Genomic DNA, 17,895 nt, shown 5'->3' on the forward strand with positions numbered 1-17,895 from the left:
ATGTCCAATGGCCCAAACCAATCAACCTGAATTGGCTTCTATTCCTTATGCCTCGATAGCAACGTTTTTTGTGCTGACGTTTGTTATCGCCTGGGGAATACTGGCGGCTTACATTTTCCTCCCCGAGATCATGTCTGGCCAGATGCCCAACCCTGCGACACCTATCTCTTTGCGCTGATCGCAGTCGTCATCGTCTGGCTTAACCGTAAGACCATGTTTACCCGCGCATACAGCATCACAGAGGTCATCCCCGGAGAGCGGGCGTCCTGACCATAAACTACAGCGGCTGGATCCCCGGCTACAGTTCAATCCTCCGCCACTACGCCGGGAATGGGATTACCATAGACCTTCAGGTGAACAGTGACCGTATATCCCATCAACACTTATCTGAAATGGAGCTTTGAAATGAAAAAGTACCTTGCCTTCCCGGCTCTATTTATTGCAATTCCGACCTTTGCGCAGCCGGCGCCCCAGCCTGGGTTCAGCGGTGAAGTTTCACTGAATGCGGTCGTTATCTCTTCAAAGTCCAACTTTAACGTCGATGGCGACGCAACCATCGATTCCTTGTCGAACAAGCCACAAAGCGAATCAACGGGACTGATAGCTCCGCTTGGCAACATCGCGTACACCTTTGGCGAGGAACTGGGCCAAGAGATCTATTTTGGTACAACTCGGGAAGATATTGCCGTAGGCACCCTGGCCGTGCAGTTAGGATATAAACACAAACTCAGCTCCGGCACAGTTGTAGATATTTCCTTTTTGCCAACGGTGATTTCCGGAGAAACCTGGCAGAACCCGTACCAACTCAACACTCCCAGGAAAGAAACGGACGTCTCGGGTAGCGCCTACCGCCTGCAACTGAAGAGCATCTCCGGCTCCAGCTTCAGCGTGGATCTCGCCTTTGCCAATACGGATGTCGACGATGATCTGACCGCCGGATCGGACCTGGCTCGCGATGCCGACATCTATTACGCCAAGGGCAGTTACCGCTTCACCGTCTCGCCGACCAGCTTCGTATCACCTTCTGCCGTATACATCGAACACGACGCCGATGGGAAGGCCAGCAGCTTCGACTCCTATGGTGCCGAAGTCAGCTGGTTCAATATTCTGGACAGACAGGTCCTGGTGTTAACGGCGGGTTTCGCCAGGCGGGACTATGACAGCGCAAGCACGCTGTTCAATAAAAAGCGGTCAGATGACGAGTTCAGCCTGTTTGCAGCCTACGAATACCCGAAGTTCATGGGGTGGAAGGATTGGTCGTTTATTTCTTTTGCCGGCTATGGCGACACCCAATCCAACCTGACCTTCTATGATGAATCCTCGTACCTGTTGGCTGTTGGTCTGAACTACAAGTTCTGACCAGGCTTGGTCGTGATAGGCTGACAAGCTCCAGGATAGCGCGATAGGCCTGAACCTCTTGGCCCTGAAAGGCAAAACCTTCCGGATCGGTAGTGTGGTATTGGAATATACGGGCCTGTGCCATCCTTGCAGCAAGATGGAAACCGCGCTTGGGGCGGGCGGTTACAACGCTATGCACGGGCATGGCGGTATTACTACGCGAGTGGTTGAAGGGGGTGAACTGGCAGTTGGTGATGACGTGCAGGCCTGCCTGTGAGCGTGTTAGAGCCAGGACAGACCGATTCCAAATCGGAGAACCGGTCTGTGCTGATTTTCCTCGATCGATAATTCTCACTCTTCCTTCTCTGGTCGTCCAAACCGATCCAGACGAGATGACTGCTACTCAACCGTGATGGTGATTTTCTCGGACATGACAGGCGGCTCGTGGGGCATGTGCTGGTAGTCTCCCATCAGCAGCTGCAGGGTATGCTCACCCGGCGCCAAATCCAGGGTCGTCTGGGTTTGTCCGCCGCCAAAATGAACGTGGTGGTCGTCCGCCGGAATCGGTTGGTCCAGCGCAGGCAAGTCGTCCAGATCCACAAGCAGGTGATGATGCCCTGTCCCCTCTCGCTCTACGCCCGCCGGTGCCACTCCCAGACCGTCGAGGCCAAACCTGACAGTCACCGGAGTACTTACGGTCTGCCCATCAGACGGGGTAACGAAATACACCGCCGCCCCTTCAGGCGCCGGAGTCGCGCCATGAGCCCCGGCAACCATCGATGCGGCGAAGATAAAGCCAAGACTGAAACGCTGAGTGCTGTTGATAATGTTCATAAACCATTCCTTTAATAAATGAACCACCTGTTAATGGTAGGGCACATTTCATCAACCTGCATGATCTCGAACGTGTCATCCGATCTACTACAAATGCAGCGTGACCCCGTTTTTGTTCAGTACTTCGGTGATGTTTTCAACGTCCGGTGGGCCCGGGGGGATTTCCCTGTCCACGGCCGAAAACATCTGGGTCGCCATACTCCCGGCACCGGTTACTTCCAGCATTTCGCCACCATCCGGCCCATACTGGAACGAATGCACGGCTCCGCCTGGCACGAAAACGAGTGTGCCCGGAGGGCAGGTCTCCAGCTTTCCCTCACAGGTAAAGTCAACGCTTCCCTTGAGCACGAAAAATGCCTCGTCCCAATCATGGCTGTGCGGAGGAGGCCCCATGCCGCTCTCTCCGGATTGAAAGGTAAACTCCTGCCCCTGCGTGATCTGCTTTGCCGCGAGAACGGTAACATTCGTACCTACTACACTCAGCGCACTCTCATAATCACCCGGTCTAACAATGGTTGAATGCCTTGTCATCGGTATGCTCCCGCCCGGCTTTCCAGGCCCCTCCAGGAGCATAGCGCTGAGCCAGTATGTAAGGTTATAGTCGTGAAACCATGTAACAACCCGGCCAACAACATCGAGCCATTATTTAAGTTTAGAATAGGGAACGAAAACCACACCCTGGAAACCGAAAATAAATCCGTCCCGGGCTCACGCGCCGACCGGGTGGCCCGGGGTGCTCAATTGCGGTTTAATGCGCCAGACACTCACTTGTCCGCAGATACGCCTGTCACTATGCCCATTGCCACATCACCCGAGCAAAACATCTCCGAAGCTGAGATAGAGCAGGCAATCCGCTCAGGCATCGAGCGCTACTTTGACGACTGCCGGGCGCGGGTACCGGCGTTTATTGACCGTCATTTCCATTACCCCGGTGCCATTGCAACCAACCGGATGGCGCTCGGATGGGACATGTTGCGGGCGCCCATCAATCTGCTGTGGGCGCCGGTGTACGCCCTGGTATGCCTGATAAAAATCCTGACTCCCAAACGAACAGGCCTGATGTGGCTGCACGGTCTGGCAAATCGCGTACCCGCCGGTTTTACCACCCGGGTACAACAGCATATCTCGCACCTGATCCAGGTGGACCTGTTGGACAATGGTCGGAAGGGTCCGCTGCTGGAGAGCTATCTGATTGAGGAGCTGGAGGCGGTGTGTGAGCGCCATACCTGCGAGCCGGTTGATCACCAGCGGTTTAGCCAGCTGATTGAGCCGCTGGTCGCGGACGCTCTCAGTCAGTACCGGTTGACCCGGACGGCGTCTGCCGATATCACCAACAGTATTTCATGCACCGTGCTGGGCGCGTTCGCGTTCCAGAAGTTTACCCCGGGAGGTATCGGGCTCGGGGTGGTGCTTGCATCCATGCTCGCAAAGACCCTGGCCGCCCAGGACTTTATCCTGGGCGAGACCATCGGCAGTTGGTACTACAGCTGGTTTCCACCGGAGCCTTCACTGGCGACGACCGCCAGCGTTATGGTCGCCGTCATGGCCGCATTATCGGCGTTTGCAGCCTTGTCCGGTGTTGTATTCGATCCCGTTCAGGCGGCTGTCGGTTTGCATCGCCGGCGCCTGCACAAGCTCCTGGATCACCTGCAGCGGGACGTTACCCTCAGCACCCAGAGCAGCTTTCGCCCGAAAGACCAGTTTGTGGCGCGGGTTCTGGACATGTTCGACATGATCAAATCGGGTTTACTTTAGTTCGCGAAAAAATAGATCTGTCCCGTTTTTCAGGATGATCGCCATACGGGTGTCGTTATCGGACTGTCTACGTGCCGGGCTTACTTATATTAACGAAGTATGACAAGGTAATATTCCGAAACGAACCCCTGCCATATTGATGGTGTGGCGCCCTGATTGCGCGGAGCCAAACGCATGCCAGTAGCGGGAAGAGCAAGCCCATGAACTACCGCCAACTCGTCCTCGCCGGAATACTCGGACTTCTGGCTTTTGCGCTCTGGTCGAGCCCCGAGTTCAAACAGATTGCCGCCGGGGTTGCGATCTTCCTGTTTGGCATGCTCTCGCTCGAGAACGGATTTCGCCGTTTCACCGGCGGATTCCTGGAGAGGGTGCTGCGCCGAACCACGGACACGATTCCCAAGAGTCTCGGTTTCGGCATCGTCAGCACCGCTATCATGCAATCCAGCTCCCTGGTATCGGTCATCACAATATCGTTCCTGAGCGCCGGCCTGCTCCCCCTCCTCACCGGTATCGGCATCATTTTCGGAGCCAACCTGGGCACCACAACCGGCGCATGGCTATTCGCCACCATCGGCATGAAGATGAGCCTCTCGGCCTTCGCGTTGCCGATGCTCGTCTTCGGCGTGGTACTGAATTTCCAGCGATCCCAAGTATTGAAAGCCGTCGGCGCGATTCTGGCCGGTCTGGGGTTTCTGTTTCTCGGCATCGACTTCATGAAGGAGGGTTTCGAAAGCTACCAGTCGGCGTTCGATCTGCGCGAATATGCAATGACGGGCGTAACAGGACTGCTCGTTTATACGGGGCTCGGAATTCTGGCGACGGTCGTCATGCAATCGAGCCACGCGACCCTGGCCCTCACCCTGGCCGGCCTGGCCACGGGCCAGATAACCTATGAGAACGCTCTGGCCCTGGCTATCGGTGCCAATATCGGCACGACGGTGACCGCGCTGATCGGCGGTCTCGGCGCGAATATCGCCGGCAAGCGCCTCGCAGGCGCCCACCTCTTGTTCAATATGGCGACGGCGGCGATCGCCTTGGTACTGATTGAGCCCCTGCGCTGGTCCGTCGACAGCCTTTCAGCACTCATGTCAATCGCAGAAGACGACTATACGGTCAAGCTCGCTGTGTTCCACACCCTGTTCAACTGCCTGGGTGTCGCTGTGATGTTGCCTTTGATATCGCAGATGGCGAGGGCACTGGAGCGCTGGTTGCCAGAACGAGAGGAAGAGGCCATGGCACAACCCAAGTACCTGAATGCCGCCGCGATGGACTCCCCCGATAGCGCAAACGCAGCGGTCCGTCGGGAAGTCTGGCACCTGTTCGACCAGGCCTTTGTCATCCTCGCCCATGGCCTTCACCTGCACCGCGAAAAGATCCGCAACTGTGATGATCTGGAATGGATGATCAACCACAGCCGAGAGCGCATCGATATCGACATCGACCTGGTCTACGGACAGCGCGTCAAGCGCCTATACAATGCCATCCTCGATTTCATTTCCGGGCGAATGACGCGCATGTCACCGGCCAGTTCCACGGAATCACTCTACCGTCTTCAGCACGCCGCCGCCGAGATGGTGGAGGCCATCAAGCACGTCAAACACCTGCGCAAGAACCTCACGACCTACATGGTTGCGGATAACGCCGCTATCCGCAGCGAGTACAACGATCTCCGGCTGCGGGTCGCGATGGTCCTGCGCGAAGCCCATCGATTTTACGAAGGCAAATTTGACGACGCCAGCACGGCAATACTGGAGCTCGACGAGATCGCTGTACGTGCCCGGGTGGACCGCGAATCCATGGTCGCGCGCGTTACAAAACTTCTCGGTGCAAAGCGGATCGATTCAGCAATGGCCACTTCCCTGCTCAACGATTCTGCCTATGCCAGTGAGACGGTAGATGCTATTTTGACAGGAACCCGCGAGCTCCTTAGAGCCTCGGATGTGGAAGCCGCCCGGACCACGGAGGCACTGTCGGTGAGCGACGAGGGTCAGGCTGAGGTCACCGTCTGACGCGTCACGCACTCGTGACTGCGTCGCGGCCGACCAATCTTCGAATACGGAGGAGTCGAACAATGGGTTTCAAGGACCTGGTAGCGCAGCTCGACGATATGCTGGGCGAACACGACAAGGGCAAGTCCCTCAAGCGCGAGGAACTGAAGCGCATTGAGCAGACGCTGAAAAAAAAACAGGCAAAATACCGCGACCGGCTGGATTCCGGCTCTTCAGAGGAAACGCCCGCTCAGACCGAGGTTCGCCTGCGCGTGGTCGAGGCACAACTCGCCAAGCTGCGCGAACTCCTGGCGGAAGACACCGACGAACACGGTTGACTGCCCTGCCTACCCTGCGTCTCAGGGAAGAAGCATCCCTCTGATAGTAAAGAACAGCATGGCCGCCAGCAGTCCCGATACCGGTACCGTAATCAACCATGCAGCCACGATCTTGAGCACCGCCGATCGCTTCACGAGATCCTGCCTGTATACTTTTTTGAGGCTCTTGCGGTCGCGTTTCGAGATCGGCGAAGGGCTATCATTTTTCCTTTTGAGACTCTTGAGGATTTCTCCCTTCTCTTCGAACGAGGCCTCATCGAATTCTTTAAGCAGACGTTCCACTTTTGCCCGGTCCTCTCCGGCATGGCGCGCCTCGATCTCATCAATCTTCTGGCGGTAGGTGGTTTTGAGATGCTCGCGCAGAAAGCCGACGCCGAACACACCGCCAATGGCAATATGGGTCGAGCTCACGGGAAGGCCCAACTGGCTCGCGATGATGACAGTAATCGCCGCAGCCATGGCCACGCAGAAGGCACGCATGCGGTCGAGTTCCGTTATCTCCGATCCGACAGTGCGTATGAGCTTGGGACCGAACAGTGCGAGGCCGAGCGCGATGCCAAGTGCCCCCACCAACAACACCCAGCTAGGGATCGCCGCCTGCGTCGCGACGCCGCCTTGAAAGACGGCTTCATTGATCGCGGCCAGCGGGCCTACCGCGTTTGCAACGTCATTCGCCCCGTGCGCGAAGCTCAGAAGTGCAGCTGAAAAAATAAGCGGGAAGGTGAACAGACTGTCGACTCCCGCTTTACTGTTTTCCACCTCGGCCGAAGGACGGGCAACAAGCCATTTTGTGAGCCACCATACGATGATGCCAATGATTGCGCCGAGCCCGATGGCAGGCAGTAAGCCGATGTCGACGACCTTGCCCAGCCCCTTTATCACCAGATACGTGGCAAAAACCGAGGCCATTATTGCGACGAACAGCGGCACGTTGTATCTGGCGGCCTGAGCAATGTCCCGCTTGTAGGTGATACGGCGCTTTAACAGGTACAGGGTAAGTGCTGCGATGGCCCCGCCCAGTACCGGCGATATAACCCAGCTAGCGACGATCTGGCCAAACTGGTTCCAATCCACTATGCCTACACCACCCGCCGCTATACCCGCGCCCATGACACCGCCGACGATTGAGTGGGTCGTGGAGACGGGCGCTCCGACGTATGTGGCCGTATTCAACCAGAGCGCCGCGGCAAGCAGCGCAGCTATCATAAGCCAGATAAACGTATCGGAATCTCCGATCAGTGCAGGATCGATGATCCCCTTCTTGATGGTGCTTACGACATCGCCGCCCGCTATCAGCGCACCACTGGCCTCAAAGATCGCCGCTATCGCGATTGCCCCGGTCAGGGTCAGTGCTTTGGACCCGACAGCAGGACCCACGTTATTGGCGACATCGTTGGCGCCGATATTCATCGCCATGTACCCGCCGATCATGGCCGCCGCCACCAGAATGACCATGTTCGGAGAATCAGCCCCGATCGAGCGGACATACAGCATGATCCCGGCAAGAAATATCACCGCCAGGCCCATCCGGAAAACCTCGGCACGACCGTAACGGGTCGCCCTTTCTATGGCATTAATCTGGTCCAGTTCCATAATTCTGCTGCCATCGTGTCGATATTTGGTGGAAGCCTCTGAGCCGGAGCTCAGGGAGAGCCGAAGTCGCCGAAGAAGCTAATTTCTCCATCCTCCTGGCACAGCATCCCCTAAGTAACCGTTCACCCCAATACACTGTAGCCCATTCTGGGTTCGTTCGGTTGAGGGCGCTGAACTGCAGCCTGAAAGGGCCGGAAAAAATGCTCCGGGTCAACAAAGCACAAAGCCAATAGCGTCTATACTGCCTAGAACACAACATCGAGAAACCGGCGAATTATCGGCTATCAGCAAGGAGCATTAATGAAACCGTTTCGACTTAACAAACATGGAAAGCTGGTGTTTCCCTCAAGCATCTTTACCGAACTCGACTTCTCGATCATCAACGATCTCAACCAGTTGGAGGAGATCATTCGGCGCGACTTCGAAGTGAAGGCTCCGACCGGCACCGAAATCGCCGAGCGGGCGGCGGCGGGAAGCTATACGACGCGCTATGACCTGTTGCGCGACATGGGCCTGCACCTGTTCTGGGCGAACCGTTACGCGCTGGTGATGTACGACAAGCAGCCGATGCGCTGGCGCGATGTCCCGCGGACCCGCGACGATGTCTTCGTGCCTCTGCTACAGCCCTGGGAGGGCCGGGAAGCCAAGACCGAGGATGTCCGCCAGGCCTACGCGCAACTGCCCGCGAAGTGGAACGGAGCGGCCGAGGACGAGCTGTTCGACATACTCTTCGACTGCTTCTCGAACAAGCTCTATCACGCAACGTCGCTCCCGCCAATCAAGCCCACGATTGCCGAGGCGCTCGCTACTGCCGGTGCCAAGACGACCACCCTCGGCAACTATAATCCCGACCACCCGCGCTACAGCGTCGACGACATCCTTGATGTCTCAGACGAGCAGGCCGAACTTGAGGCGCTCCGGCGCTGGGCGATGGTGCTGCACAACCAGCAGCCCTGGGACCGGAGCCAGGCCATGCTGAAGCCGTTGGCCGATATGCAGGATGATGACATCGTCGTGCTGTTCTATCCGAAAAACCGCCACGTGCTCGATTTCATCAACCGCGAAAAGAATGGTACCTCCGAGGGGATGCAGGCGCCGACGCCAGACCCTGCCGTCGAGCCCATGAAACCCTACCCTCCTGTGGTGATCGGCGACGATGCGCCAATCCAGCCCAAGATCGAGGCGCTGGCAGTCCGCAAGGGTGAGGTCATCTGCTCAAATGAGGATGTGGTCCGGAACTCCCCATCCTCGTGGTCGCCGATGAGCGCGGAGGAAATTACCGACAAGACCGGCATCGAACGGCGCCGTTATACAGCCGAGCCACTGGAAAATATCGCCCTCGAGGCCGCACGGGCAGCGATGAAACATGCCGGGCGCAAGTCCGAGGAAATCGGTGCGGTGCTGTTCTGCTCCTGTACCTCAGGCCGACTGATCCCGTCGACCGCCACCTGGCTCTCAGGCCAGCTGGGCATCATGCAGACCCATTGCTCGGCCGACATCGTCGCTGCGTGCGCCGGGTTCCCGTATGGCGTTGCCGAGGCGATCCGCTTGCTGCGGGAAATCGAACGCCCGGTGCTGCTGGTCATGGCCGAGAAGTTCTCGGACAAGATCGGCAATGCCCGACCTTCGCGGATGATTTTTGGCGACGGGGCCGCCGCCGTGGTGATCGCGCCGTCCAAGGGTGAACGTGACATTCATGTGGTCCAGACCTATGCGAGCGGCCCCTACAGTCAGGTGAACTCCATCATCTGGCCGAATCACGATTTCGACAACGACATCACGGTCTATGGCCCCGAGGTCAAGGCCCTGGTCAAGCGCTACCTGAACCAGATGATGGGCGAGCTTTCCGAACTCGGACTTGAGATCGACCTCATCGTGCCCCATCAGGCCAACAAGAAAATGATCATCGAAATCGCCGAGCCCCAGGGGATCGACGCCAAGGACATTTTCTTCAACATCTCAGAAGTCGGCAACGCCTCTGCGGCGAGCATACCGATCGCGCTGGCCGACTCCGTCTTCAGCGGGGCGGTCAGCAAACGGTCGCTGGTTTTCACTCCGGGCTTCGGTGCCGGAGCCGTCGGTGGCTACGTAATCCTGTCGCTGGACCCGGCGATGGTTGCGCCGGAGGTGACCACCACCCTCGCCATGAGCCCATCGCCGACGAGGGCGCATTCCTCAATTGAAGATGTCATGAAGGCGTTCCACGAATAGATTCTCGTGTCAGCGCATTGGCGAGTCGTTTCTGTTGCGCCTTCTGGATTTTCCCGGGTTGCCCGGGAAATAAATCCGCCCCGGTTTGCCGGGGTTGGATGGGGCTGCGCAAATAATTAAAAACTTCCCTATGCAGGGCCTGTTAATTAGCGTAGTGTCTCGCTCGTTGGAAAGATTTAGCAAAGCATTTCACGAATAAGGCCTTTTGAGTTGTCACCCTTCTCGTCCTGTTTTTGATCCTGCACGTTTTTTTGTTTCCCGCATACCGCTGATCAAAGATCACAACGATCTCTTGACGGCACATTATTGATTAATTTCAGGATAGCTATTTATGTCTACAGTTACTGGCAGCGTTAAGTTCTTCAACGAAGCAAAAGGTTTTGGCTTTATTACTCGTGAAGGCGATTCAGACGTCTTTGTTCACTACAGCTCTATTCAGGGTAGCGGTTTCAAAACTCTGGCCGAAGGCCAGCAAGTTGAGTTCAGCGTGACCCAGGGCCAGAAAGGCCCACAGGCAGAGAACGTTATTGGCCTGTAAATAACAGGTATAACGTGATGAAAAAAGGCAGCCTCAGGGCTGCCTTTTTTGTTGAACACCGAAAAATAAATCTGTTCCGGTTTTCTTTAAAGGTTTAATCCCTTGCAGCCTCATTTCCTGAGGATCGGCATGGGAGCATCGTTGAGATGTTCCACTTCATATGCCTGACCATCGAGAAATCTCACCGGGTGGTCGAGATCTTCCCACAAAAACTGCACATCTCCGGCGGCATAATGGCCGGATTCAAGCAGGTTTTTGACGCCTCCCAGCTCTTCTTTGATGTGGTGAGACAGCGCTTCGACAGAAAACCATTTACGGTTTGCGAAGATGTGTTTTACCGGGCTCTCTGAAAAAAAGAAGTATTCAGACAACCTCGTCTTACCGTTTTCCAGTCGCTGAAACTGAAAACACGTACCTAGCTCAATAAACGGCAACATTGAGAACGGCGCTTTCCACTTGAACACTTTATTCCGCTCGAACTCAAACACGATCCCGTTGCTCAGCAAGTGGTAGCCATCCACGATTTCATCGAGCCGGAACACCGACCCAATAACGTCCGGGGTAATAAACACATACTCACCGGACACGTGTATCACATGGGAATCATCGGTATAGGTTGGGTGCCAGAGGGGATATTGAGCCAGCCGGGTCACAAAGTTGAAGACCGTTTCCAGGCTGCAATCAATATCGACCCAGTTTTCACCATGCCAGAGTTCCTGGTATTCCCCGTCATGGTAGCGATCCCACTTTTCGGCAATCTGTTCACCGGCTTTTTCCAGGAGGAAATCATCCGGTGAGTCATTGTTGAGTAACTGACCGGGTCCGGACTCTCCAAGTAACAGCCATTCCGGCCAGGTAAGAGCGATCCGGGTCGCAACATTGTCCGAGGATAGTCGTTCGGTGAACGCCCGCGTCACGATGGGCTTGGCCGCTTCCGCAAAATTGAAATCCGGGACCAGCACCAAACCAATATACTCGGCCGTGGTCAGGGCCTTGGCCTGAAGAAGCATCTCCGGAGGAAAGATAAATCCTCGCTTCGCACCGAGAATGAGGATCTCCAGGTACGTCTGCGTGAGACTCCTTTCCTGGATGGATGAACGATAAAACTCATCCAGCAGCCGGGAGTACTCACGATAGAATCCCGCCTCGTCCGCCCGGTCTGTCCTGTTTGTGAGTTTCAACAGGTGATAAAAGGCCCGCTCTTTCTCCTTCAGGGTGATTGCGAGCCAGTACAGGATGAAGCGCTCTCTCTGCTCCTGCGTCAGCTCTCCGAACATACCGACATCGATTAAGGCAACAGAACCGTGCTCATGGAAAAAGATATTGCCGGGGTGCAGGTCCGCATGGAAAAAACCGTCCCTGACGAACATATTAATCAGGATGTTCACTACGTTGGATGCCAGCTGCTGACGCTGGTTAACCGGCGTACGCGCAGTCACTTCGTGCAGCCGAAGGCCGGCCATCTTCTGCATCGTCAGTATCTTTGCGGTTGAGTACTCCCAATAAATTTTCGGGAAGCGAACACGGTCGTCATTCCGGAAATTCTCCTCGAACCTTTCGTAGGTTCGCGCTTCAAGCAGAAAATCCAGTTCCTGCAGCGTGTAACGCCTGAACTCATCAAACAGCCTGAGGACATTGAGGTTCCTGTACAGCGTCCTGAAAAACAAACCTGCCACGCGAACCAGTTGCCCGAGAACGTTTAAATCGCGCCGCACCTGCTCTGGCAGACCCGGTCGCTGCACCTTGACGGCCACCTCTGCCCCGGAGGCAAGGGTCGCATAATGCACCTGCGATAAAGAGGCAGACGCTGCCGGCACCTCCGAGAACTCCCTGAACAACTCGTTTAACGGCTTGTTCAATTCCTTCTCTATCGCCCGTTTGATGGTTTCGAATGGCAGAGGCGGGACATGCTCCTGCAGACTCTCAAGTGCAGCCAGATACTGGGCGGGCATAAAATCCGGCCGCGTGCTGAGGACCTGGCCAAGTTTGATGAATGCCGGCCCCAAAGCGAGGATTTCTTCGACAAACTGCTGCGGAATTTTCGATTGGAGCTTTGACTCTTCTGGCAGTGCCGAGAACTTTCTGTAAGCCCGGTATTGCCGGATGACAGCGCCAATGACTCGGAGATTGACTGCCATAAACCACCCTGACTTCTCTGCTCATAGTGACGTTATTATCAGAATAGGATGATATCGAGGATGCCGCTAAAGAGATCTGGTGTTTGACCGGCACATAAACAAACGGCTTCGGTGCCGATATGTACGTGCGTATCCAACGCATCAAACTCGGGATAAAGCACCGGTGTGACAGAAACGTCCCCGGCATCAGGGCAATTCAGCCAACATCAGAACGCACCCGTCTCCGCCAGCTCCCGGATGATCTTGATCGTTTCAATATCTGTGGCCACATAGGCCTGGTGGAGGTACTGGTCATACGGCATTGCATCGCCCCCGGTCTCGATACTGGCTGCGTGATATCGAAAACGGATAAACATCGATTCCGGTTCTGGCTCTTCAATATCCATGACAAGGGTTGCACCCGGAACCGTATCTGTTGGCAGAGTTCTGTACTCGATTCTCGTCTCCGGAAAAAACCTGACTTCGTCGAATACCTGCAGCCCGGGCAGTTCAAGGCACCGTTTCATGTAGGCCGGTTCCCGCTCAAGAATCTCGTACTCGTCAACGCCTACCAGGAACTTGTCCGGGCGTCGGGCTCTGAGCACCAGGCCTTCCCAGATCTGGAAGCGGGTCAGGATCGGTAGTTCTCGCTTCGTCAGGTCGTTTACCTGAACGATGTGTTCAAACGTCATTTGGTCTCCCGTCTGCTTAAAAAAAGGAGGCAACTGAAATAGTGAAACACAATTGGACTACGAATGTATTGGTGCGTGCGTTTGCCTCGGTGGGGCATTAGAGAGCGAGCACGATGGTTGAGAATGCCAAAACTGACTACTATCAAGGTAAGTTATCGCTACAGAAGACGTTACCGTGGGACTGTCGATCAAAAAATCGGAATTTACGGCGGAAGAGTTTGAACGTTTTGCTGCCAAGGTCCGGACGGACCTTACAGCACTTACTCGTCTTCTGGACCGGCCCGGCTTTGGCGAGGGAGAGAGTTCCATTGGCGCCGAGGTCGAGTTCTACATCGTAAACCCTGACCTGCGAGTTCAACCCATCAACACGGAAATCGCCGCCAGCGTTCAGGACCCCCAACTGACAGTTGAGCTCAACCGCTTCAATCTCGAATACAACCTCAGCCCCCAGGCTTTCAAGGGAAGTCCGTTTGCCAGAACCGAGCAAGAGCTGCTCGCTGCCATCAGGCGAATCAACCAGCACGCCGCACCATTGGGTGGGGAACTGGTACCGATCGGCATTCTGCCCACACTTCGCCAGTCCGATATGGGCGCGAAGGCGATGACAGACGAACCCCGCTACCATGCCCTGTCTAAAGAGCTGCTCAAGCAGCGAGGCGAGCCATTCAGCATCCATATCGGTGGCAACGATGTCATAGACCTGGAGTCTGACGACGTCACCATGGAAGGCGCTAATACCTCGTTCCAGCTGCACTGGCGTGTCCCCGCCGACCGTTTCGCCGATTATTTCAATGCGGTCCAACTGGTCACGCCGATTGTCCTGGCTCTGGCCAGCAATTCACCCAGCCTGTTTGGCCACCACCTCTGGGACGAAACCCGTATTGCCCTGTTCAAGCAATCCATCGATAGCCGGTCCCCCAATCATAAAAACTGGCGCCACCCGCCCAGGGTTTATTACGGAAACGGCTGGGCACGCAGCGCCTGGGAACTGTTTGCGGCCTCCGCATCGCTGTATCCCCCCATCATCCCGCTGATGTCGGATGAAGATCCGATGGCGGTGATTGATCGTGGAGAGGTGCCGGAACTGGCCGAGCTGCGCCTGCACCAGGGAACGACATGGCCGTGGAACCGGGCCATCTTTGATCACGCAGACGGTGGTCATCTGCGCATCGAGATTCGCTCTATGCCTGCAGGTCCGACGGCCGCTGATATGTGCGCGAACGGGCTGTTTGTGATCGGGGCTGCGTTGGCAGTGCTCGATGATATTAACCATCTGACGTCGATACTGCCCTTCCATTACACCGAACACAATTTCTACCGCGCAGCCAAGTATGGCATCGGCGCAGAAATCATCTGGCCGCACAAGGATCAGGTTCAGTTGCAGGATACGCCCCTGTTGACCGTGGCCCGTGAGCTGCTGCCGCGTGCGCGGGAAGCATTGAAACGAACAGCCGTGGACGAGACGGAAATTCACCGCCTGCTCGGAATCATCGAAGGCCGAATTGAAACCAGCATGTCTGGCGCCCGGTGGCAGCGCCACATCACCGAGTCTTTTTTCAAATCCATGAGCCCGGATGAAGCGTTCCGGAGTATGCTGTCTCTTTACATGGCCAACCAGAAGAAAAACATCCCGCTCCATGAATGGACACTGTCACCTTGAGCAACTCGAACGTACTTGATTATCTGAATGATCCGTCGCCCCGGACGCTGGGTCGCTCACCCCTTGAGTGGCTGGAGCGACTGCACAAGCCCACGGTTGTGCATGTTACCGGTCGCGACCGCTCCCGTACCCGGGCCATGGCAACGCTCCTGCACGGCAATGAGCCTTCGGGTCTGTTTGCACTTCACCGGTGGTTACTTGAGCAGCACACGCCCGAAGTCAACATGCTGTTTCTCCTCGGAGGCGTCTATCCGGCGAAGATTCCACCCACGTTCTCATTTCGCCAGCGGCCCGAAGGGCTAGACCTCAACCGGTGTTTCAAAGAGCCTTTCGAGGGGGAAGAAGGTGCCATCGCACAAGCCATGCTGGCAGAGCTTCAAAAGGTGAAACCTGAATGCCTGCTGGACGTGCACAACACCTCAGGCACAGGCCCGGCCTTCGCTGTGACCATCACCAATGACGCCGCACATCAGGCGCTGACCTCGCTCTTCACCGATCGCCTGATAATGACGGATCTTCGTCTGGGTGCGCTGATGGAATATTCTGAACAGGAGGTACCCACGGTGACCATCGAGTGTGGTGGGGCCCAGGATGATCAAGCTCATGAACTGGCTTACGAAGGTCTCGTTCGATATACCTCAAGACCCGACGTGTTGTCACTGGAAGAAGCGGAGTGGGACGTCGCCGTACTGCGAAATCCGATTCGGGTGGAATTGGCTCCTGAAGCGACCATAGAATATCGCCTCGAGCCTACCGGTCATGCTGACCTGACGTTTCCGCCAGACATCGAACACCGCAATTTTGGAATTGTTTCCCCGGGTGAGCCTCTCGGATGGATTGGAAAAAAAGGGCTTAGCATGCTCACCGCGATCAGCCACAACCGGACCGAGAACATGGAGCAGGTTCTTCAGGTCAAGGATGGGCAGATCTATCCCGCCCAGGCCATCAAAACCTTTATGATTACCACCAACCCGGTTATTGCCAAGAGTGACTGCCTGTTCTATGCGGTCAAAGCAACAGGCGAACCCATTTTTTAGACCCCAAAGAATCCAGGAAAGGAAAGCCCGGGACAGATTTTCAGCGAACTGTCTGGTTAACCTGCTTTAAACCTGGAGAGGAAAATTGCCCGCTTTTACCCTTGCCCACATACTCAACAGACCCGCCGGACTTTAAAAAAGCAGCAGTCTGCTCTTCAATCATGGCAGTCGTTAATGTAGCTTTTTCGGCTTTCTTGCTCATTGTATTCTCCAGGTTAACTGCTGGCTTAGTCACCAGCTTCAATCGTCCATGATAGCCGAAACAGAAAATAATTGCTTGGCGTAAGAGACGCACGTTGCGGGGAAGTTGCAAAGCCTTGAATCAGCGCAAGACAAAAACAAGAAGAATCAGGCATAAGGTGATGTTCACAGACCAGATTATCAAAGAAACCCGCCGCCGCAGACTGACATGCCTGATTGGATTAGTCATAGTTGAACCGCTCCGACAGGATCCGATGAGAGGGCGTGCCCCTCTTAATCAGGTGATCTTCAACGATATCCATCATGATCGCCGGTCCGCACATCACAAAGACCCACTCGCTGAACTCTTTCTCTGAAAAGACGCGATCTATCAGCGCTGCATCTATGAAGCCTGTCTCTCCGTGCCACGTTTCTGGCGGTTCTGACAGCACATAGACTACGTCCTCCGCAGCCAACTCCTCACCATAGGCAATCTGATCGATCACCCGATTTCCATAGATCAACTTCACCTTGCGCAAATCGCCGTTCAGGCGCATTTGCCTGAGTATGCCCAGCAGCGGAGCAAGGCCAACACCACCCGCGATGAGTGCGACCCCAGGTTCAGCGCGACCATCAACAGAAAGATTGCCATAAGGGCCGTCAACATAGGCGACTGTTCCAGTTTTCATCTGGCGAACTGTTCGTGTGAAGTCGCCAAGCTCTTTGATCATGAAGGATAGTTCCGGTCCGGCCGCCGGCGCTGAGCAAATGGAGAACGGGTTTTCTTTCATTGAGAAGGTGCTGTGCCCCACATTCAACCAGGCGAATTGCCCGGCTGTATAATCAAGACCACGGTGACCGTCTGGTTTCACGGTCACTTCCCATTGCTTTGGCGTCAATTGGACTACGGAGGTCACGCGCCAGGGGCGTGTCTTCTGCAGAAGGGGAACAAACAGGTAAACAGTGAGTAGTGACCCAACAGCCACGCCCGTCATTGCCAGCCATACCCAGGTCATCACAGGCTGCGATCCGTAACGCCCGGCGTACACGGTATGATGGAACAGAAGAACCGCAATCAAGAGCGCGCCGATCCCATGCAAAAGGCGCCATGTCTCGTATCTGAAGTCCAGTTGGGTGCGCCCGATTGCCAGTAGAACAAGGCTTGGAAGAAGCAGAAAGGCGGCAATGCCTGTCGACAGAACGGAAAAATCGGACGTAATCGTCAATTCGCGCGTGGGGTCCCATGGGCGGTGACCACCTGACGGCGTGCCCTGGTAAAGAAACGGGTGCAGCAGAGCAAAGACCAGTGCCGTGCGAGCCATGATCTGGTGAAACCGCATGGTCACATCCATGACTACGCCATTTGAAATGGCCTTGAAACGGCCGGACAGGATGAATTCCATGAGGATCATCGAGAAGGCAAGAATGCCGAGGCCAGATGCGAGTTCCTGGTGGAACTGGCGTGGCGGTCCGCCGACCCACGCGGACAGGATCAGCGGCAATGTGACAACGACAAGGTAAACAACGATCAAAAAGAGCGATTTCATCTGCCTAGCCTGTTTCACTTCCTCTGGCCTTGCAATCTTTTCTGCCACTGAGCCCTTGGCAACGGGA

Annotated in this window: 17 protein-coding genes; 10 read left to right on the forward strand and 7 right to left on the reverse strand. The window is 55.7% G+C overall.

Annotated features, from left to right (window positions below):
- The first annotated feature begins 7 nt into the window (after positions 1-7).
- The 3 genes from KFJ24_RS11010 (at position 8) to KFJ24_RS11020 (ending at position 1,615) form a co-directional block, all read left to right on the forward strand.
- Positions 8-178: a hypothetical protein gene (locus KFJ24_RS11010; protein ID WP_250831136.1), complete on the forward strand. Its 171-nt coding sequence runs from the start codon at positions 8-10 to the stop codon at positions 176-178.
- 227 nt (positions 179-405) lie between these two features.
- Positions 406-1,359: a DUF2860 domain-containing protein gene (locus KFJ24_RS11015; RefSeq protein WP_250831137.1), complete on the forward strand. Its 954-nt coding sequence runs from the start codon at positions 406-408 to the stop codon at positions 1,357-1,359.
- 58 nt (positions 1,360-1,417) lie between these two features.
- Positions 1,418-1,615, forward strand: a complete 198-nt coding sequence (locus KFJ24_RS11020; protein WP_250831138.1) for an MOSC domain-containing protein — start codon at positions 1,418-1,420, stop codon at positions 1,613-1,615.
- A 122-nt stretch (positions 1,616-1,737) separates the two neighbouring features.
- On the opposite strand, the gene KFJ24_RS11025 is transcribed toward KFJ24_RS11020, so the two are convergent.
- Complete coding sequence (locus tag KFJ24_RS11025; RefSeq protein WP_434968008.1) at positions 1,738-2,172, reverse strand: DUF4399 domain-containing protein; 435 nt, start codon at positions 2,170-2,172, stop codon at positions 1,738-1,740.
- Positions 2,173-2,259: 87 nt separating this feature from the next.
- Entirely contained in the window at positions 2,260-2,703 is a 444-nt protein-coding gene (locus KFJ24_RS11030; protein ID WP_250831139.1) for a cupin domain-containing protein, read from the reverse strand.
- 237 nt (positions 2,704-2,940) lie between these two features.
- On the opposite strand from KFJ24_RS11030, the gene KFJ24_RS11035 reads away from it, so the two are divergent.
- The 3 genes from KFJ24_RS11035 (at position 2,941) to KFJ24_RS11045 (ending at position 6,253) form a co-directional block, all read left to right on the forward strand.
- Positions 2,941-3,927, forward strand: coding sequence for a DUF6635 family protein (locus KFJ24_RS11035; protein ID WP_250831140.1), 987 nt, complete (start codon positions 2,941-2,943; stop codon positions 3,925-3,927).
- A 200-nt stretch (positions 3,928-4,127) separates the two neighbouring features.
- Positions 4,128-5,936, forward strand: a complete 1,809-nt coding sequence (locus KFJ24_RS11040; RefSeq protein WP_250831141.1) for a Na/Pi cotransporter family protein — start codon at positions 4,128-4,130, stop codon at positions 5,934-5,936.
- Positions 5,937-5,998: 62 nt separating this feature from the next.
- A complete protein-coding gene (locus KFJ24_RS11045; protein ID WP_250831142.1) occupies positions 5,999-6,253 on the forward strand; it encodes a hypothetical protein in 255 nt (84 codons plus the stop codon).
- 21 nt (positions 6,254-6,274) lie between these two features.
- Here KFJ24_RS11045 and KFJ24_RS11050 read toward each other — a convergent pair whose 3' ends face one another.
- Positions 6,275-7,846, reverse strand: a complete 1,572-nt coding sequence (locus KFJ24_RS11050) for an inorganic phosphate transporter (protein WP_250831143.1) — start codon at positions 7,844-7,846, stop codon at positions 6,275-6,277.
- Between the two features lie 300 nt (positions 7,847-8,146).
- Between KFJ24_RS11050 and KFJ24_RS11055 the strand changes: the two genes are divergently transcribed.
- Positions 8,147-10,057 (forward strand): 3-oxoacyl-[acyl-carrier-protein] synthase III C-terminal domain-containing protein, encoded by a 1,911-nt coding sequence (locus tag KFJ24_RS11055; RefSeq protein WP_250831144.1) that lies wholly within the window; start codon positions 8,147-8,149, stop codon positions 10,055-10,057.
- Positions 10,058-10,388: 331 nt separating this feature from the next.
- Entirely contained in the window at positions 10,389-10,595 is a 207-nt protein-coding gene (locus KFJ24_RS11060) for a cold-shock protein (RefSeq protein WP_250831145.1), read from the forward strand.
- 110 nt (positions 10,596-10,705) lie between these two features.
- Here the strand turns inward: KFJ24_RS11060 and KFJ24_RS11065 are convergent, their stop codons facing one another.
- A complete protein-coding gene (locus KFJ24_RS11065) occupies positions 10,706-12,733 on the reverse strand; it encodes an AarF/UbiB family protein (RefSeq protein ID WP_250831146.1) in 2,028 nt (675 codons plus the stop codon).
- 206 nt (positions 12,734-12,939) lie between these two features.
- A complete protein-coding gene (locus KFJ24_RS11070; RefSeq protein ID WP_250831147.1) occupies positions 12,940-13,404 on the reverse strand; it encodes an AtaL-like protein in 465 nt (154 codons plus the stop codon).
- Between the two features lie 175 nt (positions 13,405-13,579).
- Between KFJ24_RS11070 and KFJ24_RS11075 the strand changes: the two genes are divergently transcribed.
- Together KFJ24_RS11075 and KFJ24_RS11080 are read left to right on the forward strand one after the other, a co-directional pair.
- Positions 13,580-15,064, forward strand: coding sequence for a hypothetical protein (locus KFJ24_RS11075; protein WP_250831148.1), 1,485 nt, complete (start codon positions 13,580-13,582; stop codon positions 15,062-15,064).
- Positions 15,061-16,101, forward strand: coding sequence for a succinylglutamate desuccinylase (locus KFJ24_RS11080; RefSeq protein ID WP_250831149.1), 1,041 nt, complete (start codon positions 15,061-15,063; stop codon positions 16,099-16,101). Before KFJ24_RS11075 ends, KFJ24_RS11080 begins: the two co-directional genes overlap by 4 nt.
- Positions 16,102-16,141: 40 nt before the next feature.
- Here the strand turns inward: KFJ24_RS11080 and KFJ24_RS11085 are convergent, their stop codons facing one another.
- Both KFJ24_RS11085 and KFJ24_RS11090 read right to left on the reverse strand, forming a co-directional pair.
- The gene (locus tag KFJ24_RS11085) at positions 16,142-16,303 is read right to left on the reverse strand and encodes a hypothetical protein (RefSeq protein WP_250831150.1); all 162 of its coding nucleotides are present in this window, start codon (positions 16,301-16,303) and stop codon (positions 16,142-16,144) included.
- A 220-nt stretch (positions 16,304-16,523) separates the two neighbouring features.
- Positions 16,524-17,828, reverse strand: coding sequence for a ferredoxin reductase family protein (locus KFJ24_RS11090; RefSeq protein WP_250831151.1), 1,305 nt, complete (start codon positions 17,826-17,828; stop codon positions 16,524-16,526).
- Between the last annotated feature and the right edge of the window lie 67 nt (positions 17,829-17,895).

This window comes from Marinobacter sediminum (assembly GCF_023657445.1).
Taxonomy (GTDB): domain Bacteria; phylum Pseudomonadota; class Gammaproteobacteria; order Pseudomonadales; family Oleiphilaceae; genus Marinobacter; species Marinobacter sediminum_A.